At 65.8% G+C, this 19,190-nt stretch carries 15 protein-coding genes; all 15 read right to left on the bottom strand.

All coding sequences use genetic code 11. The features are described from left to right. Positions 1-39 precede the first annotated feature (39 nt). Positions 40-1,422 carry a siroheme synthase CysG gene (gene cysG / locus KZZ07_RS11685; RefSeq protein ID WP_219514329.1) on the bottom strand — a complete coding sequence of 461 codons (1,383 nt, stop codon included), beginning with the start codon at positions 1,420-1,422 and terminating at the stop codon, positions 40-42. 13 nt (positions 1,423-1,435) lie between these two features. Beyond that, positions 1,436-2,380, bottom strand: coding sequence for a glycosyl transferase family protein (locus tag KZZ07_RS11680; RefSeq protein ID WP_219514327.1), 945 nt, complete (start codon positions 2,378-2,380; stop codon positions 1,436-1,438). Next, positions 2,377-5,007, bottom strand: a complete 2,631-nt coding sequence (locus KZZ07_RS11675) for a nitrate reductase (protein WP_219514519.1) — start codon at positions 5,005-5,007, stop codon at positions 2,377-2,379. The genes KZZ07_RS11680 and KZZ07_RS11675 overlap by 4 nt, the downstream gene beginning before the upstream one ends. After that, complete coding sequence (gene nirD, locus KZZ07_RS11670; protein WP_219514325.1) at positions 5,007-5,339, bottom strand: nitrite reductase small subunit NirD; 333 nt, start codon at positions 5,337-5,339, stop codon at positions 5,007-5,009. The genes KZZ07_RS11675 and nirD overlap by 1 nt, the downstream gene beginning before the upstream one ends. After that, a complete protein-coding gene (gene nirB, locus KZZ07_RS11665) occupies positions 5,336-7,768 on the bottom strand; it encodes a nitrite reductase large subunit NirB (RefSeq protein ID WP_219514324.1) in 2,433 nt (810 codons plus the stop codon). Before nirB ends, nirD begins: the two co-directional genes overlap by 4 nt. 5 nt (positions 7,769-7,773) lie before the next feature. After that, positions 7,774-9,459: an ABC transporter ATP-binding protein gene (locus tag KZZ07_RS11660; protein WP_219514323.1), complete on the bottom strand. Its 1,686-nt coding sequence runs from the start codon at positions 9,457-9,459 to the stop codon at positions 7,774-7,776. A 5-nt stretch (positions 9,460-9,464) separates the two neighbouring features. Further along, the gene (locus KZZ07_RS11655; RefSeq protein WP_219514322.1) at positions 9,465-10,547 is read right to left on the bottom strand and encodes an ABC transporter permease; all 1,083 of its coding nucleotides are present in this window, start codon (positions 10,545-10,547) and stop codon (positions 9,465-9,467) included. 117 nt (positions 10,548-10,664) lie between these two features. Then, positions 10,665-12,029 (bottom strand): CmpA/NrtA family ABC transporter substrate-binding protein, encoded by a 1,365-nt coding sequence (locus KZZ07_RS11650; protein ID WP_219514321.1) that lies wholly within the window; start codon positions 12,027-12,029, stop codon positions 10,665-10,667. Positions 12,030-12,309: 280 nt separating this feature from the next. Continuing rightward, complete coding sequence (locus KZZ07_RS11645) at positions 12,310-13,482, bottom strand: ABC transporter substrate-binding protein (protein WP_219514320.1); 1,173 nt, start codon at positions 13,480-13,482, stop codon at positions 12,310-12,312. Further along, positions 13,479-14,063 carry an ANTAR domain-containing response regulator gene (locus tag KZZ07_RS11640; protein ID WP_043137215.1) on the bottom strand — a complete coding sequence of 195 codons (585 nt, stop codon included), beginning with the start codon at positions 14,061-14,063 and terminating at the stop codon, positions 13,479-13,481. Before KZZ07_RS11640 ends, KZZ07_RS11645 begins: the two co-directional genes overlap by 4 nt. A gap of 186 nt (positions 14,064-14,249) precedes the next feature. Beyond that, positions 14,250-15,581 carry a flagellin N-terminal helical domain-containing protein gene (locus KZZ07_RS11635; protein ID WP_219514318.1) on the bottom strand — a complete coding sequence of 444 codons (1,332 nt, stop codon included), beginning with the start codon at positions 15,579-15,581 and terminating at the stop codon, positions 14,250-14,252. Between the two features lie 42 nt (positions 15,582-15,623). Beyond that, positions 15,624-15,911 carry a hypothetical protein gene (locus KZZ07_RS11630; RefSeq protein ID WP_219514317.1) on the bottom strand — a complete coding sequence of 96 codons (288 nt, stop codon included), beginning with the start codon at positions 15,909-15,911 and terminating at the stop codon, positions 15,624-15,626. A gap of 17 nt (positions 15,912-15,928) precedes the next feature. Further along, entirely contained in the window at positions 15,929-17,407 is a 1,479-nt protein-coding gene (locus KZZ07_RS11625; protein WP_219514316.1) for a mannitol dehydrogenase family protein, read from the bottom strand. Further along, positions 17,407-18,177, bottom strand: a complete 771-nt coding sequence (locus tag KZZ07_RS11620; RefSeq protein ID WP_219514315.1) for an L-iditol 2-dehydrogenase — start codon at positions 18,175-18,177, stop codon at positions 17,407-17,409. The genes KZZ07_RS11625 and KZZ07_RS11620 overlap by 1 nt, the downstream gene beginning before the upstream one ends. Continuing rightward, positions 18,174-19,178, bottom strand: coding sequence for an ABC transporter ATP-binding protein (locus KZZ07_RS11615; RefSeq protein WP_219514314.1), 1,005 nt, complete (start codon positions 19,176-19,178; stop codon positions 18,174-18,176). Before KZZ07_RS11615 ends, KZZ07_RS11620 begins: the two co-directional genes overlap by 4 nt. Positions 19,179-19,190: the final 12 nt, after the last annotated feature.

Genomic DNA, 19,190 nt, shown 5'->3' with positions numbered 1-19,190 from the left:
GGATCAGGTCCGGGGCGGGGTCGCTCGCCTGGCCTTCCGTCAGGCGACGGCAACCGCAGGAGCCGTGACGGCCACCTCCGGCCAGGTGACAAGGATCACCGCGCATCCCTTGCATCCGACCTCTTGCAGGCTTTCTTCCAGCACACCCAGCGGGCAGGTCAGCAGGTGTTCGCCGGGTTTGGACACCTCTATCGCGACACGCACCGGAGCCTGCGGCGGCATCCCGCGCGTCATCAGGTCGTCGCGAATGCGGGCCGCCTGCCCCACCGACATGTAGAAGGCAGAGGTGGTCCCCGGTGCCGCGTGGCGCGTGCTGTCGGGCAAGGCCGCGCCTTCGCGGGACATGCCCGTGGTCAGGATCAGCGTGTCCGAGACGCCGCGTTCGGTCAGCGGCTCGCCCAGCGCCACTGCCGCCGCAGAGGCCGCGGTGATGCCGGGCACCAGTTCGACCGGGATACCGGCGGCGCGCAACACGGCGATTTCCTCACCCGCGCGGCCAAAGATACCCGGATCGCCGGACTTCAGTCGCACCACCCGCTTGCCCTGGCGCGCGGCGGTCAGGATCACCGCGTTGATACGATCCTGCGGCCAGCTGTGGGCACCGACATGTTTGCCCACGAAGACCCTTTCGGCATCGCGCCGGGCCAGTTCCAGAACTTGCGGATCGACCAGCCGGTCGTAAAAGATCACGTCGGCCTCTTGCAGGCGTTCGACGGCGCGCAGTGTCAGCAGGTCGCGCGCGCCGGGGCCCGCGCCGACGAGGGCGACATGTCCCTGCGGCGCCTGTTCGGGCGCACCCCCGGCTTCGACTGCCGTCTTGATGGCCTGCGCGGCCTGGCGTTCGCCGCCCCGGGTCCAGGTGGCGCGGGGCGCGCCCTTGAAAACCCAGGCCCAGAAGGCGCGGCGTTTCGCACGCGGTACGCGGGCGTTGACCACCGGGCGCAGACGTCCCGCCAGCGCCGCCAGACCTCCCAGCGAGGGGGACAGCATCTCTTCGAGCCGGGTCTTGATTTCGCGGGTCAGGACCGGCGCCGTGCCTTCGCTGCCAATGGCAATCACCACCGGGTCGCGGTCAACCAGCGCAGGCGTTGTCAGATCGCAGAGGTCGGGTCGGTCGACCACGTTGACGGGGCAGCGCACGGCCTTTGCCAAGGCATGGGCCGAGACATCGAGCGCCGGGCAACCGGTGGCGATAAAGCCCATCGCGACATCCTCGAAAACCTGCGTCGTTAGCTGGCGCTGGTGACGGGCGCGGCCTTCGGCAACCAGCCCCTGCAATTCCGGTTCAAGCTCGGGCGCGACCAGCAGGATCTGGGCGTCGGTCTTGAGAATCAGCCGCGCCTTCTGCGCCGCCTGCTCGCCGCCGCCGACGATGGTGACGCGGCGGCCCGAGGTGCGGATGAACATGGGAAAGCTTTTCATGACGTGCCTCCTGTCAGGCGGTCTGCGGAACGGGGCGCGCTTGCCAGAGCGCGGAGAGGTCGGGGGCCAGGTCCAGCGTGTCGAAGGCCAGCGCGGCGGTGCCGAGGACGATCTGACGGGCAAACGCCGGGCCTTGGTCGCGGTCCCAGAGGTGCGTCAGCGCCTCGGTGGGCAAGGCGAGGTCCGACAAGCGGCGATGATCCTCGGCAAGACCCGGAAAGCTGCCGTGCCACGGGACGCCCTCGCGCAGGCCGAAACCGGCGATCTCCATACCCGGATGGCGTTCGAATTCGCCACCGCCGCCCTTGATGACGGTCAGGTTGCGCCAGCCGAGGCGCTGCGCCGCATCGGCCTGCAACAGCCGGTAAGAGGGGTGAAAGACCCCCTGCACGCTGGCCGGTGCGCGGCCCGGATTCAGCATCCGGCAGACCGTGTTGACGCAGGAGCGCAAGCCAAGAGTTCGGCGCAGATCGAGCAGATGGAACAGCGCGGGGTGCACGCTTTCCAGCGGCACATAGGCGATCCGGCCTTCGTCGAGCGCTCGCGCGGCCTCGGCGGGGGTGCGGACCTGCGGGATGCCCAAGGCGGCCAACCCGTCGCGGATTGCCTGATCCGGTCCGTTCCAGCCGTGCAAGAGAACACGCTGGCCGTTGACGGCGACCAGTTTCGCGGCAAGTAGGAACCAGGGCAAACCACGGGTGCGCCCGGCGGCGTAGCACGGCCAGTCCAGATCGGCGCGGGGCCAATCGGCCAGCGCTGCCTGGGCCGCGCGGGCAAAGCCTGAGATTTCCTCTGCCGTCTCGCCCTTCATCCTCAGCAGCATCAACAGCGCCCCGACGGCCTCTGGCGCGGCGCCTTCCAGCATCTGCGACATGGCCTCGGCGGCCTCGTCCTCGGTCAGAGAACGCGACCGGCCCGGCCCCCGACCCAACGTGCGGACATGGGCGGCGAGGCTCATTCCGCCGCTTCCTTTTGCTGAACAGAGGCCAGGAGGTCGGCCAGTTCCGGTCGGCAGGAACCACAGTTCGTTCCTGCCTGCAGGGCGGCGCCGATGGCCTCGACGCTCAGCAGCCCGTCGGCCTCGATGGCACTCAGGATCGTGTTCACGCCAACGCCGAAACAGGAACAGAGGATCGGCCCCGGGTCCGGAACATCGGCGGGCGACCGGCCCGAGAGCAGGCTCTGGTCCGGTTGATCCGGCAGCGTGGCCAGGTAGTCGCGCATGACGGCAACGGGCGTGGGCGAGACAAACAGCGCCGCGATCAATTGGCCGTTTTCCCGAAAAGCCAGGCGCGCATTGCCCTGCCCCGGCCCCATGACAGAGGTCAGTTCCGCAGTTGGCAGATCGAAGAGCGCGCGGGCCTCCGCCTCCCAGTCCTGCGGCCTGTCCAGCCCGGCAAGCTCGGCCCGCTGGCCCGAACGGGTCACGCTGCGCGCCCAGTAGGCCGCCTTTGGCGCTATCGGGCGGGCGGAGACCGCGAAACCGTACCAGGCCGCGTCCAGGCGCGTGACATTGACCACGCTGGCCTTGCTTTCCGGCTGGCCCGAAACCGGATCGGTCACAGCCGCCACCAGCGCGTCGATGCGGGCCGAAGGGGCGGTTTCGCCGGTCCAGTGCATGGGCGCGAAAACCTGCCCGGGGCGGACGGCATCGGTGATACGGGCGCGCAGGATGGCACTGCCCTGCGGACTGTCGACGCCGACAAGGTCGGCCGTGCCAATACCCTTGGCAAAGGCATCTGCGGGATGGATTTCCAGGAAAGGCTCTGCCAGATGCGCCGAGAGCCGCGGCGAAAGCGCGGTGCGCGTCATCGTGTGCCACTGGTCACGGGTGCGCCCGGTGTTGAGGCGGAAAGGGTAGCGCGGCGCCGTTTTCGCCGCCGGCGGACGCCATGAAACCGGGACAAGGCGGGCCTTTTGGTCGGCATGGAAGAACCGGCCATCGGAAAAGAAGCGCCCGCCGTCACGTCTGACGCTGACCGGCCAGCGGGTGGGTTCCAAAGCGTCGTAGTCCTCGGCGCCCAGCGCTGCGAGACCGGAAATGTCAAAGTCGCGGCCAAAACCGCCGGCGACACCCGAAAGCGCGGCATATTCGCGGAAAATCTCGGCCGGGGACTGGTAGTCGAAGGCCTCGCGCCAGCCCATGCGGCGCCCGACCTCGGCGAGGATTTCCCAGTCGGGGCGGGCCGCGCCCGGAGCGGGCAGGACCGCGCGCTGACGGCTGATGGTGCGGTCGGAGTTGGTGACGGTGCCGTCTTTCTCGGCCCAGGCGCTGGCGGGTAGCAGCACATCGGCCAGCCGCGCGGTGTCGGTCTCGGCGGTGATGTCGCTGACCACGGTGAAATCGCAGCCCGCGATGGCGTCGCGCACGGCGTCGGCATCGGGCATCGACACGGCGGGGTTGGTGTGGATGATCCAGAGCGCCTTGATCCGCCCATCGCCCACGGCGTTGAACATCTCCACGGCCTTGAGCCCCGGCGCGTCGGGCACCCTGGGCGCCGACCAGAATTCGCGCACGGCGGCACGATGGTCGGCGTTTTCAAGATCCAGGTGACAAGCCAGCATGTTGGCCAGCCCGCCCACCTCGCGCCCGCCCATCGCGTTTGGCTGGCCGGTGACCGACAGCGGCCCGCAGCCCGGTGTGCCGATCCGGCCCGTCGCGAGATGGCAATTCAGGATGGCATTGACCTTGTCCGATCCGGCGCTGGACTGGTTCACCCCCTGGCTGAAGATCGTCACCACCTTTTCGGTGCCGATCCAGTCGGCGCAGAAGGCGGCGATCTGTGCCTCGCTCAACCCGGTCGCCTTGCCGTCCTCGGCGCGCGCCTGCGCCAGCGCCGCGTCAAAGCCCGTGGTATTGCGCAGGAAATCCGCATCCACTGCGCCATGCGCCTCGATCTCAGCCAGGAGACGGTTGAACAAGGCGACGTCCGATCCGGGCTCCAGCGCCAGGTGCATGTCGGCGCCGTCGCAACTGGCGGTGCGGCGCGGGTCCACGACGATGATCCGGGTGCCGCGCGCCTTTCGCGCCGCAAGAACGCGCTGGTACAATACCGGGTGGCACCAGGCCAGGTTCGACCCGACAAGCACCACCAGGTCGGCCTCTTCAATGTCCTCGTAGGTGCCGGGGACCGTATCAGTGCCAAAGGCGCGCCGATGTCCCGCCACGGTCGAGGCCATGCAGAGGCGCGAGTTCGTGTCGATGTTGGCGGACCCGATAAAGCCTTTCATCAGCTTGTTGGCGACGTAGTAATCCTCGGTCAGCAACTGGCCGGAGACGTAAAACGCGACGCTGTCCGGCCCGTGTTCGGCAATCGTTTCGGAAAACCTGCGGGCCACGGTGTCAATGGCGCGGTCCCAGCCAACCTCCTGCCCACCGATCCGGGGGGCCGTCAGGCGGCGGTCAAGACCCACCGTCTCGCCCAGCGCAGAGCCCTTGGAGCAGAGACGCCCGAAATTCGCCGGGTGGTCCGGGTCGCCGCGCACCTCCAGCCCACCGTCGGGCTGAGGAGTGAGCAACACGCCGCAGCCCACCCCGCAATAGGGGCAGGTGGACCGGACAGTTTTCCGCCCTGCCCCCGCCATCACGCAGCACTCCGGTTCTGAAGGGCACTGATCTCCAACAGGATGCGCCCCGCCTCGATCCGCACCGGGTAGACCGCGATGCGTCCCTCGTCAGCGCCCTGCGCCTCGCCGGTGTTCAGGTCAAAGACCCAGTTGTGCAGCGGGCAGGTGACTTTCTGCCCGTGCACGATGCCCTCGGACAATGGCCCCTGCTTGTGCGGGCAGGCGTTCGAGGCGGCAAAGACCTCGTCCTCTGCGGTGCGGAACACGGCGATGCAGCCCGCGTGGGTCTTGACCAGGCGCGCACCGCGCAGGGGAACATCCGTGACGGCGCCAATATCGGTCCAGGTCATTCTGCTGCCTCCAGTGTGAAATCGGCCAGGGGCTGAAAGCTTTGCGCCACCTCGGGGCGGGCGCGTTCGGCCCAGGGATCGGTCTGGTAGACGCTTTGCGACAGGTCGAAGCGGTCAACCAGCGCCGCGCGTTCCGCAGGATCGGCCAACACCTCCTGCACCCAGTCCAACCCGACCTTGGCCAGCCACTTGTAGGCCCGGTCGAGGTATTTTGCGTTCTCGCGGTAGAGCTGGACAAAGGCGACGGTCCATTCGATCGCCTCTTCCTCGGTCGGCACATCGACGAGGCGTTCAACCTCCTTGACGTCCATGCCAGCCGCCCCGCCGACCCCAATCTGATAGCCGCTGTCGACGCAGACGATGCCGATGTCCTTGCAAGTCGCCTCGGCACAGTTGCGCGGGCAGCCAGAGACACCCAGCTTGACCTTGTGCGGTGTCCACGACCCCCAGAGGCGTTTTTCCAGCTTGATACCAAGGCCGGTCGAGTCCTGCGTGCCGAAACGGCACCAGTCCGAGCCGACACAGGTTTTCACCGTGCGCAGCCCCTTTGTATAGGCATGACCCGAGACCATGCCGGCGGCGTTCAGATCGGCCCAGATGGCGGGCAGATCCTCTTTCTTGACGCCCAGCAGGTCGATCCGCTGGCCGCCTGTCACCTTGACCGTGGCGCCGTATTTCTCGGCCGCCTGCGCGATGGCCACCAGTTCCTGCGGCGTGGTCATGCCACCCCACATGCGCGGCATCACCGAATAGGTGCCGTCCTTCTGGATGTTGGCGTGGTTGCGTTCGTTGACGAAGCGGCTTTGCGGGTCGTCGGTATAGTCCAGCGGCCAATCCGCCAGCAGGTAGAAGTTCACCGCCGGGCGGCAGGTGTGGCAGCCGTTGACCGTTTTCCAACCCAGTTCCTGCCAGACGGCCTCTTGCGATTTCAGCTCCTGGCTCTTGATCAGGCGGCGGACGTCCTCATGGGAAAGGTCGGTGCAGCCGCAGACCGGCTGGGCCGTGGGCATCTCGAACCCGTCGCCCAGCGTCACCTGCAAAAGCTGTTCGACAAGCCCGGTACAGGTCCCGCAAGAGGCGCTGGCCTTGGTGGTTGCCTTGACGGCGCCAAGATCGGTGGCGCCGCCCTCGATGGCATTGACGATAGTGGATTTACATATGCCGTTGCAGCCGCAGATTTCCGCCTCAGGCGGCAAGGCTGCAACGGCTGAGAGAGGGTCCGCTTGGCCACCTCCCTGGTAGGCGGGGCCAAAGATCAGCGTCTCGCGCATCTCCGCGATGTCGGTGCCGTCCTTGATCAACCCGAAGAACCAGTTGCTGTCGGCGGTGTCGCCGTACATGACCGCGCCGACCAGCTTGTTGCCCTCGATCACGAGGCGCTTGTAAACGCCGCGCGACGGGTCGCGGAACACCACGTCTTCGCGCCCCTCGCCCTCGGCGAAATCCCCCGCGCTGAAAAGATCACAGCCGGTGACTTTCAACTTGGTGGACAGTTCCTTGGGCACGAAGGCCGCCTCTTCCCCGGTCAGGGTCGCGGCGACCACCTTGGCCTGATCGTAAAGCGGCGCGACGAGGCCGAAAAGCTGCCCGTCAAGCTCGACACATTCGCCCACGGCCAGCACGTCCGGGTCCGAAGTCATCATCTGCGCGTTGACCTCGATCCCGCGCGCCACATCCAGATGCGCATCATTGGCCAGCCGGGTTTCGGGGCGGATGCCGACCGCCATGACCACCAGGTCGGCGTCCAGAACGGTGCCATCCTCCAGCAGCACCGCCTCGACGTGATCCTCGCCCAGGATCGCCTTGGTCGCGGCCTTGGTCAGCACGGTGATGCCGCGCTTTTCGAGGTCCTTCTTCAGCAGGTAGCCCGCCGCCTCGTCCAGCTGGCGTTCCATCAGGTGGCCCATCAGGTGCAGGACGGTGACCTCCATGCCGCGCAGCGCCAGCCCGGCCGCGGCCTCAAGACCCAGCAACCCGCCGCCGATCACAACAGCCTTTCCGCCCTTGGCAGAGGCCTCGACCATCGCGTTGGTGTCGTCGAGATCGCGGTAGGAAATCACGCCGGGCAGGTCCTTGCCCGGCACCGGGATGATGAAGGGCGCGGACCCGGTGGCGATCAAGAGCTTGTCATACCCCACCGTGCCATTCTGCCCGGTCACCGTCTTGGCCTCGCGGTCGATGCCGACCACATGCTCGCCAAAGCGGCAGGTGATCGCTTTGTCCGCGTACCAGTCATCGTCATGGGTGACGATTTCCGCGTAGGTCTTTTCGCCCGACAGCAAAGGCGACAGCATGATGCGGTTGTAGTTGCCACGCGGTTCGGCGTTGAAAAGCGTGATGTCATATTGATCGGGCGCGCGGTCGCGCAGGTGCTCCAGCACCCGGCCAGAGGCCATTCCGGCGCCGATGACGACAAGTTTCTGTTTCATGGGGATCACTCCGCCGCGATGGCCCGCGGCGCGGCGGCCTTGGGCTTGGGTTTGGCGCCGTGTTCGTATTCCTCGAGGAAATCGAGCACCTGGGCGCGGTATTTGTAGTAATCGGGATGTTCCAGCAGCGCCTTGCGGGTGCGCGGGCGCGGCAGGTCGACGTCGATGATCTTGCCGATCGTCGCCTGCGGTCCGTTGGTCATCATCACAACCCGGTCGGCCAGAAGGATCGCCTCGTCCACGTCATGGGTGACACAGACGGCCGTGACCTTGGTCCGGTCCCAGACCTCCATCAGCACTTCCTGCAATTCCCAGCGCGTCAGGCTGTCCAGCATCCCGAAAGGTTCATCCAGCAGCAGCAGCTTGGGTGAGAGTGCAAAGGCCCGCGCGATGCCGACCCGCTGTTTCATGCCGTTCGACATCTCGCTGGCGGGCTTGTCCATAGCGTCGGCCAGCCCGACCCGTTCGAGGTAGTATTCCACCACGTCCTGCCGTTCGCCCCGCGAAGCCCGCGGATAGACCTTGTCGACACCGATGGCGCAGTTCTCGCGCGCCGTCAGCCAGGGGAACAGTGAGGGCGACTGGAACACCACGGCGCGTTCGGGGTCCGCGCCTTCGACATGGCGGCCGTCCAGCTTGATCGCCCCCTTGGAGATTTCGTTCAGACCGGCGGCCATTGTCAGCACCGTGGACTTGCCACAGCCCGAATGGCCGATGAGCGAGATGAACTCGCCCCGGTCCATCTTCAGGTTGAAATCCTCGACCACGGTCAGCGGCCCCTTGGGCGTCGGATAGACCTTGTGCAACTGGCTGAAGTCCAGGAACCGCTCGTCGATCAGGCCTTTTTGGGCCTCCTTGACCGCCTGCGGGACACCGTGGATCGGCGTGACCTCGGGCAATACCCGTGTGCCCTCGGGCTTGGCCTCGATGCCCACCTCCATCAGGTATTGCGTGACCTGCGCCCGCAGCGCCTTGAAACTGTCGTTGCTGTTCATCGCCGTGCGGTCGCGCGGGCGTTCGATGCCGACCTTGAATTCCTCGCTCAGGGTCCCGTCCGGGTTCAGCGCGATGATGCGGTCCGCCAGCAGGATCGCCTCGTCCACGTCGTTGGTGATCAGCACGCAGGTCTTCTTGTCCGCCTCCCAGATCTTCTCGATCTCTTCGGCAAGGTTGGCGCGCGTCAGCGCATCCAGTGCCGACAGAGGTTCGTCCAACAGCAGCACCTCGGGCGACATGGCCAGCGCCCGGGCCACGTTCACGCGCTGGCGCATACCACCCGACAGTTCCGCCGGGCGGCGCGTCGCGGCGTGGCTGAGGCCCACCATCTGGACGTAATGGGCGACCTTGGCGGCCTTTTCCGCCCGCGGCATCCGCGGGAACACCGTGTCCACTGCCAGGCGCACGTTGCCTTCGACCGTCAGCCAGGGCATCAGCGAGTAGTTCTGGAAGATCACCCCGCGTTCCCGGCCCGGTCCGGTGATCGGCTGGCCCTGGAAGGTGACGCTGCCCTGCGTGGGCCTGTCCAGCCCGGCCATCAGGTTGATCAGCGTCGTCTTGCCGGTCCCGGAAAAGCCCAGGATCACCAGGAATTCGCCCTCCTCGACCGCCAGGTCGATGTCCTTGAGTACCGGCGTGGCATGTGTGCCCTCGCCAAAGCTCTTGGAGACGTTGTTGAATTCGATCACAGCCATGTCGCTCACCGCTGGTTCGAGAAGGTGAAAAGGGACTGCAGGGCGTACATCACGCGATCCAGCAGAAAGCCGATGATCCCGATGGTGAAGACCGCCACCATGATCTTGGCCAGCGACTGGCTGGAGCCGTTCTGGAACTCGTCCCAGACGAATTTGCCCAGGCCAGGGTTCTGCGCGAGCATTTCCGCCGCGATCAGGACCATCCAGCCGACACCGAGGCTCAGGCGCAGACCGGTGAAGATCAGCGGCAGGGCCGAGGGCAGCACCAGCTTGGTGATCTTGGTCCAGGTGTTCATCTTCAAAACCTTGGAGACATTGACCAGGTCCTTGTCGATGCTCGCCACGCCCAGGGCGGTGTTGATGATCGTCGGCCAGATCGAGCAGAGCGTCACCGTGATGGCCGAGATCAGAAACGACTTGGCGAACAGCCCGTCATTGGTGGCGTAGATGGCCGAGACGATCATCGTGACGATGGGCAGCCAGGCCAGCGGCGAGACCGGCTTGAAGATCTGGATCAGCGGGTTCAGCGCGGCGTTCGCAGTGGGCGACAACCCCGCCATGATACCCAGCGGAATGGCGATGACCGTGCCGACGAAAAAGCCGAAGAAGACCGTCTTGATCGAGGTCCAGATCTGCTCGTAGTAGCTGGGCGCGCCGGTATAGGCGATGTCCTTGACCTTGTCGGGCTGGCCCGCGTCGATGAACTTCTGATTGCGCTTGGCCACCATCGCCTCGAACTTTTCGCGCTTGGCGGCCTTGGCCTCGGCATCGGCGTGCAGGTTCACCGCCTCTTCCCAGACGGCGGCCGGGCCAGGCACGGCGCCGAGGCTGGTTTGCACCTGCGGCGCCAGCGTGCCCCAGAGCAGCAGGAAACCGGCGATGGCCAGCAAGGGCACGCCCAGAAGGCGCCAGAGGTCTTTCATCTGGGCCCTGGGGTTGTCACCTGCGGCGGCCTTGAGCGCCGGGGTGAGCCAACTCAGCCCCAGTACCTGGAACCACTTGTCGGCGGCGTTGATGCGGGTGAAGAGCCGGGCGCGGCGGGCTTCGCGGGCGGCGTTGTCAGAGAAATTCGGATCGACTGTCGTCATGTCTTGCGGTCCTCGTGCGGAGGGAGGGAGAGGCCCCGGGGCGGTGCCCGGGGCGCGCGATACAGGGAGTGAAACGCGCCCCGGACCTGATCCGGGGCCTCGGCGTCCGGGCCGGTGTCAGCCCTTGACCTCGGTGCCGACGACAGTCTGCTCGGATTTCAGACCGATGGGCAGGCTGTCGAGATAGGCATTGGGCGTGCGGCCGTCGTAGGGAATGCCGTCAATGATATCGCCCGCCGGGGTCGGCGCCTTGTACCCATCGCTGTCCCAGGGGAAATCGGCCTCATCCGCCAGGCCCTCGTCCACCAGAATGCGCGCGGCTTCCAGGTAGATGTCCGGGCGATACACCGATTTGGCCACCTCGTCGTACCAGCTGTCCGGCTTGGCCTCGGCGATCTGGCCCCAGCGGCGCATCTGGGTCAGGTACCAGACGGCGTCCGAGTAGAAGGGATAGGTGGCGTTGTAACGGAAGAAGACGTTGAAATCGGGAACCTCGCGCTTGTCGCCCTTCTCATACTCGAATGTGCCGGTCATCGAGGCAGCGATCACGTCGTAATCCGCACCGACATATTCGGGCCGCGACAGGATCTCGACCGCGTCGGGACGGTTGGCGTTGTCGTTCTCGTCCAGCCACATGGCCGCGCGGATCAGCGCCTTGGTCACGGCCAGCGTGGTGTTCGGATATTCCTCGGCGAACTCGGCGGTGATGCCAAAGACCTTTTCGGGATTGTTCTTCCACAGCTCATAGTCGGTGATGACCGGAACGCCGATGCCCTTGAACACCGCCTGCTGGTTCCACGGCTCACCGACGCAGTAGCCATAGATCGTCCCGGCCTCCAGCGTGGCGGGCATTTGCGGCGGCGGCGTCACCGACAGCAGGACGTCGGCGCCGATCTGGCCGGTGATGTTCTCGGGGCTGTAATAGCCCGGGTGCAGCCCGCCGGCGGCCAGCCAGTAGCGCAGCTCGTAATTGTGGGTGGAGACGGGGAAGACCATGCCCATGTTGAAGGGCTTGCCCTCGGACTTGTACTTCTCGACCACCGGGGCCAGCGCCTCGGCGGAAATCGGATGGACGGGCTTGCCGTCTTCATGCGGAATGTTCGGCTTCATCTGGTCCCAGATCTCGTTCGAGACAGTGATGCCGTTGCCGTTCAGATCCATCGAAAACGGCGTGATGATATGCGCCTCGGTGCCGAACCCGATGGTCGCGGCCAGCGGCTGACCGGCCAGCATGTGCGCGCCGTCCAGCTGCCCGCCAATCACGCCGTCCAGCAGGACCTTCCAATTGGCCTGCGCCTCGAGCGTCACGAACAGGCCCTCGTCAAGGAAATAACCCTGCTCATAGGCCACGGCGAGCGGGGCCATGTCGGTCAGCTTGATAAAGCCGAAGGTCAGTTCGTCCTTTTCGAGATCCAGCATCTGCGCAAGAGCGGGGCTGACAAGGGCGGTGGTGGCCGCAAGGCCGAGGAGGAAAGACTTCATGAGGTCGGTTCCTTTTTTCAAGGGCCCGGGTCCTTCACGAAACTCCGGGCAAAACAAAAAGCCGCAAACACGCTTTGTCCGGGAGGAGGACAAAGTGTGAGCGGCGTTGCTCGGATAATCCCGGTCTATGGGAGATATTTCGCGCGACGTACGCCATTGCACGTCGATGGGGTGATCCTGCGTCAGGCAGAGGTCCCCAGGCAATGGTTTTCTGCCGCAGCGCAGCGCAAGACCGCGAAAACCGGCGGGATCGCACGCTGCAGTGCCGCATTATTGGGCATCAATGCTTCTCCGGATCAAAAATGCGCCCATCAAAGAACGCGTCCGGCGGCAGCAGCAGCCCACCTTTCTTCGATGCGACGGCGGTCTCTTCTCGAATCGCGCCTTCGAGCTTTTCCGAGGCTCCGGGCAGGTCCGCACCCGTCATGGCCATCTGCGCCCGGTAGATGTCGCTGCGAAAAACCTCTGCGGCGCGCGCCCGGGCCTCGGCCTCGTCCAGGCCCAGGCGGGCGGCAAGACGGTGCGCGATCCACTTGGCCTGGCTGCGCCAGGGAAAGTTGGCCGCGCCCTCGTGAAAGGCGACAAAGCCATCGACAAGGCGCTGTTCGGCATGGCCCGAGATCGTCAGGCGCCCGGTCAGTGCGCGGTCGACCACCTCGGACGGCAGGTCGAGATAGGGTTTCTGCGCCAGGATCTCGGCCGCCGAGGTCCGGTGCCCCGGCGCATCCAGCCAGCGGCCCGCCCGCCAGACCGCGCGCATCAGCTTGCCCAACAGGTGCGGTTCGGTTTCGGCCCAGTCGGTGCGCACCGCCAGAACCTTTTCCGGTGCGAAGGACCAGACAGCCTTGCCCGGCAGCAAGAGCGCCCCTGCCCCGGCCTCGACCGCCGCCGATCCCCAGGGTTCACCCACGCAAAAGGCATCCACATCGCCTTCGGCCAGGGCGCGCACCATCAACGGCGGCGGCACGGTGCGCACCTCGAACCCCTTTTGCGCCAGGTCGGAGCTTTCCAGCCAGTAGTGCAGCAGTTCTACATGCATGGAAAAGGGAAAGGGGACGCCAAAGACCAGCGGTCGGTCGGCGACTGACGCCAGCGCCCGGGCCGCGCCCGCCGCGTCATGGAAATCGAACCCATAGCCCGTGGCCCGCAACCGATCCTCCAGCGCGCGGCTGACGCCGATCACGTTGCCGTTCACCGACAGGACTGAGACCGCCGAAACAGGCTGTGTCACCCCGCCCAGCCCCAGCGCCATCGCGACGGGCACGGGGGACAGCAACTGCGCCGCATCCACGCGGCCAAAGGCCAGCATGTCCCGCACCGAGGACCACGAGGGCGCGGCGACCAGGTCCAGCGCGATCCCCTCTTCGCGGGCAAAGCCCATCTCCTCGGCCACGATCAGCGGCGCCGCGTCCACCAGCGGAACAAAGGCAACGGGCAGTTTGACCATCTTCATGACAAGAGCCCCGATGCCGTGACCAGAGCCTCGGCCACATCGGCCACGCGGCGCCCCTGATCCATCGCTGCCTTGCGCAATAGGGCGTAGGCCTCTTCCTCCTCGATGCCGCGTGCCTTCATCAAGAGGCCCTTGGCGCGGTCGATGACCTTGCGTTCCTCCAGCGCGCGGCGAGTCTCGGCCAGTTCGCGGCGCATCTGGCGCATCATCTGGAAACGCGCGATGGCCGCGTCCAGCACGGGTTTGAGCCGGTCCGGCTGCATCCCGTCGACGACATAGGCGGACAGGCCCGCCTCCACCGCCTCGCGCGCCAGGCCGCTTGCCGCGCCTGAGACGAACATGGCGACAGGGCGTTCCAGCGGGCCGGAGGCCAGCGTCAGTTCCTCCAGCATGTCGCGGGTGGGATTGTCGATGTCGATCAGCACGACATCCGGTGCCAGCGCCCCGATCCGGCGCGCCAGGCTGGACGCATTGCCGATGACATGAACGTCGTAAGGGCCCGAGGCCCGCAGAGCATCGACGATCGAGATCGCGCGCTCGCGGTCTTCTTCGACAACGACGATGGTGATCCGATCCGACATGAGGTCTTTTCACGACTGGCGCGACGCGGGGCAAGCGCGCGCGCGCCCGGATGCCTGCCGCCCCGGCATACCGCTTAATTTTTAAGCAACTCCGGGCATTCACCCGACAAGGCAAAGGGGCGGCGCATGCGCACCGCCCCTTCGAGAACAAAACGTTCCACGACCCCGGCGGGCCCTGGATAGGGGTTAACCCTGGAACAGCGACAGCAGCGACTGCGGCGCCTGGTTGGCGATGGACAGCGCCTGGACACCCAGCTGTTGCTGGACCTGCAGCGCCTGCAGGCGGGCCGAGGCCTCTTCCATGTCCGCATCGACCAGCGCGCCGATGCCGGATTTCAGCGCATCGGTCAGCTGGGACACGAAATCCGCCTGAGTTTCGATCCGGCCCTGGGCAGAGCCGAAGGCCGAGGCCGAGTCGATGGCGGTCTGGATCAGCGTCTCGACCTCCAGCAGGGCGGCATCGGCACCGGCCTGGGTGGTGACGTCGATATCGGCCAGGGCTTCGAGTCGGCCACCGATGGTGGAGTCCCCGACAGCGTAGCTGCGGACCTGGACCGAGAAGTTGTCACCGGTGTTGTTGGCGCCGGTAAAATCGATCTGGTTCGCGTTGGTGCCATTCACCGCCGCGCCGATGCCGAGGCCGTCGGTGATGGCCGAGTTGTCGGTCACGTACTTGTTAAACGCGTCGGCAAGACCGGCGGCCACATCGGCCTGAGTGTCACCGTCGCGGGCAACATAGGTGATTTCCTGTGCGCCTGCCGTTGCGGTGGTGTTGAAGGTCGCCAGACCGGCGGCACCCGCTGTGATCTCGATCGAGAAACCGGTGCCGGCCGCCACAGTGGCGGTGCCTGCACCTGCGGTCTGACCAACAACGGCAGCGGTGGTCGCCTGTGTTGCGTTACCGGCCAGGGCGACGGCGGCGGTGTTGGCCGCACCTGACAGTTCGTCCGAGGCCGCGGCGGTGGCGGATGCCGATGCCACGTCGATCGAGGCTGCGCCAAGCCCGAGGTCCTGTTTCTGCACCGTGATGTCCGATGCGGTCACGCCGGTGCCCGACCGATCCAGCGAGGCAAGGATGTTGACCGCCCCTGTGCCGGCGGTGGTCTCGGTGTTCGACAGCAGGTTCAGACCGTTGAACTGTGCCGCGCCGACGACGCCGACGATCTGGTTGCGCAGGGCGTCGATGTCGGTCTGGATCTTGTCGCGATCGACGTTCTCTTCCTGGGCGGCAACGATGCGGGCCTTGATCTCGGTCAGCAGCTCGGTCGTGGTTTCCGCGGCCTGGCGGGCGACGGCGACGGTGGACTGGCCAAGGTTGAGGCTGTCGGAGATCCCCTTGAAGCCCTTTACGTCCGCTTCCATCACCTTCGAGATGGCCCAGACGGCGGAGTTGTCCTTGGAGGTTGCAACACGTTTGCCCGTCGAGATTTCCGACTGGGTGTCCGCGAGGTTCGAGTTGATGGATTTGAGGGTTTGCAGCGCGACCATCGCGCCATTGTTCGTCAGGATGCTAGACATATTCTTGCCCTTGATGTTCGAAAGCGCATTTTGGCGCCGGTTTCATTTGCCGCGATCGGCTTTGCTGACGTCGTTCTGACGGATGCAGGCCTTGGTATCGGTCTGCGCCACCGCTTCAGGTGCGCCGCCAACCTCACCGCTTGGAATGAACAGAAGGCTAAAACCCTCCTCTTGCTTGCCTAGAATTTGTCTGAAACCGGAAATGTTATTGGAGAAACGGCCTGACTGATGGGTCCGGAAAGAAGAGACCCGGCGCAGAAGCACCGGGTCACAAGAGGCAAACCAACGCCAACACGCGCCGACAACCAACTGATATCTTTCTGCTTTCACCGCCCCGGACAGGGCCGTCAGTCCAGGTAGGCGCCTATTGCCGCCTCTGTCCCGTCGGCCCAGACCCGTTGCAGCGCCTCGGCGAAGGCCGCCGCAAAACCGGGGTCATCCGCCAGTCCGCCATAGAACTGACGCTGATCGAGCCAGGCTTGTGGCCTGTCCTTTGCGGCGCGTGCCGCCTGCACGAGCGCGTCCCAGACCGGGTCGTTGGGCATGATCTCCGACCCGTCCTCTCGGGTGCCGGCACACATCCTGGCCCACAGCGCCTGGGACAAGGCCAGCCCGGCCAAGGGTGTCCCCGCCGCCACCGCGTCACGGATCACCGGCAGGACGGCCCCGGTATGGCGCGACGAGCCGTCAAAGGCCACGCGGCGCACGGTGTCGGCGATCTTCGGGTTGGAAAACCGCGTATCGATCAGGTCGACATAGGCCGGGGGCGTCATACCCGGTACCGGATGGACATGCGGTGCCATTTCCTCCAACGCCACCTTGCGGAACAGGCCCCGGATCAGCGGATGGTCCATCGTATCATGGATCGTTTCGATCCCCAGGATCTCGGCCGGAGCAGCAATGACCTGGTGGCCACCGTTCAGGATGCGCAGCTTCATCGCCTCGTAGGCGTGCACATCGTCAGAGATGGTCGCCCCCACCTCTTCCCAAGGCGGGCGTCCGGCGCAAAAGCGATCCTCGATCACCCACTGGCGGAAATTCTCATGGGTGACAGGCACCCCGTCGTCGATTCCGAAATCGCGCACCAGCGCCAGTTCGCGCGGGCCGGTGGCCGGGACGATGCAATCCACCATCGAGTTGGGAAAGCTGCAATGTGCCGCGATCCAATCGGCCAGTGCCGGATCGGCCAGCCGGGCGAGCCCAAGAATGACCTCCTCCAGCTTGATCCCGTTGCCGGGAAGGTTGTCGCAGCTCTGGCAGGTGAACGGCCCCGCGCCGCTGTCGCGACGGCGCCTGAGCGCGGCGATCATGGCGCCAAAGGCGGTGCGCGGGGCATCCAGGTTGGCGGCGTCATGGCGCATGTCGGGATGCGCAGGATCAAACGCCTTGGTCGCCGGGTCCAGGTAATATCCGCCCTCTGTCACCGTCAAAGCGACAATCCGGATCGCCGGGTCGGCCATACGGTCGATCAGCGGGCCATTGCCCTCGACAATCGGCACATAGTCGATCATCGAGCCCACCACCTCCGCCGAACTGCCCTTCGGGTCCAGCTCGATCAGCGTGGTCAGGTAGTCCTGTTCGGCCATCTTCAGCCGCTGCGCCTCGTCATAGGGGCGCACACCGGCGCCGACGATGGCCCAGTCGCTTGCCAGCCCCTGTTGCATCAGCCGGTGCAGGTACCAGGCCTGGTGCGCGCGGTGAAAGTTGCCAAGGCCGATATGCACAATCCCGGGCGTCAGGGCATCACGGTCATAGACGGGAGCAGAGACAGCCTCGGGCAGCTCCGCCAGCGTCGCATTGCTCAGTTTGACAAGGCTCCCGGTCATCAGCTCATCCAGTTCCCGCCATCGACGTTCAGGCATTGCGCGGTGATGTAGCGGGCCTCGTCAGAGGCCAGGAAAACGCAGGGATCGGCGACCTCGTCGGGTGTACCCATATGGCCCAGCGGCACCGCCTCGCCTACCTCGCGTTTCTTCTGGCCCTTTGGCTTGTTCTCGTATTCGGCGAACAGCCCGTCGACGATCTCCCACATAGGGGTGTCGATGACACCGGGCGCGATGGCATTGACCCGGATGCCGTCCCCGGCCAGTTCCAGCGCCAGCGACTGCGTGACCGAGATCACCGCCGCCTTTGTGGCACAATAAACGGCGATGTTCGGCTCTCCCCGACGGCCAGCCTGCGAGGAAAAGTTGATGATCGCCCCGCCGCCGCGCGCCTTCATCCCCGGCACAACGGCCTGGATCGCAAAGATCGTGCCGCCGACGTTGACGTCGAACTGCCGGCGGTAGTCCTCGGGCGTGATCCGGTCGACAGAGGCCATGTTGAAGATGCCGGCATTGTTCACCAGCACGTCGATCCGGCCCCATTGCGCCTCGACCCGGGAGACGCCCTCGGCGATGGAGGCCGGGTTCGTCACGTCCATGCCCAGCGCCATGCCATTGTCGCCCAGAGTGGCCGCACAGTCCCGCGCCTCATCCGCCATCAGATCAGCCACGGCAACCCTTGCCCCTTCTCGCGCATAAGCCTGGCAGATCGCGCGGCCAATGCCGCGCGCGCCGCCGGTGACCAGCGCCACCTTTCCCGTCAGTCGAGTCATTGGATGCGCAACCCCTTGGCATCGAAACGGTGCAGGTGATCGAGGTTCGGGTTCAGGAAAACCGTGTCGCCGTGATGCACCGGGATCTCGCCGCCCACGCGGACGGTCATCGGGTCGCAGCCCGGCACTCCGTGGACGTGGATGAAGGTGTCCGACCCCAGGTGCTCGGCCACGCCGACCCGGCCCTGCCACAGGCCCTCGGTGGTCGAAACCTCGATATGTTCGGGGCGGATACCGATGGTTTGCGCATCGTGTTTCGCGGCCTCCGGCCCTTCGATGAAGTTCATCCTGGGGCTGCCGATGAACCCGGCGACGAACTTGTTGCGCGGGTTGCGATACAGTTCCAGCGGGCTGCCAACCTGTTCGATCACGCCCGCATGCAGCACCACGATCTTGTCGGCCATCGTCATCGCCTCGACCTGGTCGTGGGTGACGTAGATCATCGTCGTGTCCAGCTTTTTGTGCAGTTCGCTGATTTCCATCCGCATGCCGACACGCAGGGCGGCATCGAGGTTGGACAGCGGTTCGTCAAAGAGGAAGGCCGCGGGTTCCCGCACGATGGCCCGCCCGATGGCGACCCGCTGGCGCTGGCCGCCCGACAGCTGCCCCGGACGCCGGTCCAGGTAGTCGGTCAGGTTCAGCGCCTTGGCCGCCGAGGCGATACGCTTGTCCTGCTCCGCCTTGTCCATGCCCGCCATTTTCATCGGGAAAGCGATGTTCTTGCGCACGGACATGTGCGGGTACAGGGCGTAAGACTGGAACACCATTGCCAGGCTGCGTTTGGCCGGCGGCAACATGGTCGCGTCCTTGCCGTCGATCTCGATCACGCCGTCGGTGGTATCCTCCAGGCCGGCGATCAGCCGCAGCAGGGTGGACTTGCCGCAGCCGGACGGACCGACAAAGACGGTGAATTCGCCATCCTCGATGGTCAGGTCCAAGGGCGGGATAACGGTCACGTCGCCAAAAGACTTCTTGACCTGCTTGAGTTGAATACGTCCCACGGGTCTCTCCCC

The organism is Mameliella sp. CS4, assembly GCF_019392335.1.
Lineage (GTDB): Bacteria > Pseudomonadota > Alphaproteobacteria > Rhodobacterales > Rhodobacteraceae > Antarctobacter.
The sequence above is the reverse complement of the archived record's forward strand: the minus strand, read 5'-3'. Positions and strand labels throughout refer to the sequence as shown.

Bases quoted from the DNA above. Each gene is read 5' to 3' on its own strand.
- KZZ07_RS11625 (WP_219514316.1), bottom strand. From the start codon at position 17,407: ATGACCGGGAGCCTTGTCAAACTGAGCAATGCGACGCTGGCGGAGCTG.
- KZZ07_RS11655 (WP_219514322.1), bottom strand. From the start codon at position 10,547: ATGACGACAGTCGATCCGAATTTCTCTGACAACGCCGCCCGCGAAGCC.
- KZZ07_RS11680 (WP_219514327.1), bottom strand. From the start codon at position 2,380: ATGAGCCTCGCCGCCCATGTCCGCACGTTGGGTCGGGGGCCGGGCCGG.
- KZZ07_RS11640 (WP_043137215.1), bottom strand. From the start codon at position 14,063: ATGTCGGATCGGATCACCATCGTCGTTGTCGAAGAAGACCGCGAGCGC.
- KZZ07_RS11650 (WP_219514321.1), bottom strand. From the start codon at position 12,029: ATGAAGTCTTTCCTCCTCGGCCTTGCGGCCACCACCGCCCTTGTCAGC.
- KZZ07_RS11635 (WP_219514318.1), bottom strand. From the start codon at position 15,581: ATGTCTAGCATCCTGACGAACAATGGCGCGATGGTCGCGCTGCAAACC.
- KZZ07_RS11660 (WP_219514323.1), bottom strand. From the start codon at position 9,459: ATGGCTGTGATCGAATTCAACAACGTCTCCAAGAGCTTTGGCGAGGGC.
- nirB (WP_219514324.1), bottom strand. From the start codon at position 7,768: ATGAAACAGAAACTTGTCGTCATCGGCGCCGGAATGGCCTCTGGCCGG.
- cysG (WP_219514329.1), bottom strand. From the start codon at position 1,422: ATGAAAAGCTTTCCCATGTTCATCCGCACCTCGGGCCGCCGCGTCACC.
- KZZ07_RS11645 (WP_219514320.1), bottom strand. From the start codon at position 13,482: ATGAAGATGGTCAAACTGCCCGTTGCCTTTGTTCCGCTGGTGGACGCG.
- KZZ07_RS11675 (WP_219514519.1), bottom strand. From the start codon at position 5,007: ATGGCGGGGGCAGGGCGGAAAACTGTCCGGTCCACCTGCCCCTATTGC.
- nirD (WP_219514325.1), bottom strand. From the start codon at position 5,339: ATGACCTGGACCGATATTGGCGCCGTCACGGATGTTCCCCTGCGCGGT.
- KZZ07_RS11620 (WP_219514315.1), bottom strand. From the start codon at position 18,177: ATGACTCGACTGACGGGAAAGGTGGCGCTGGTCACCGGCGGCGCGCGC.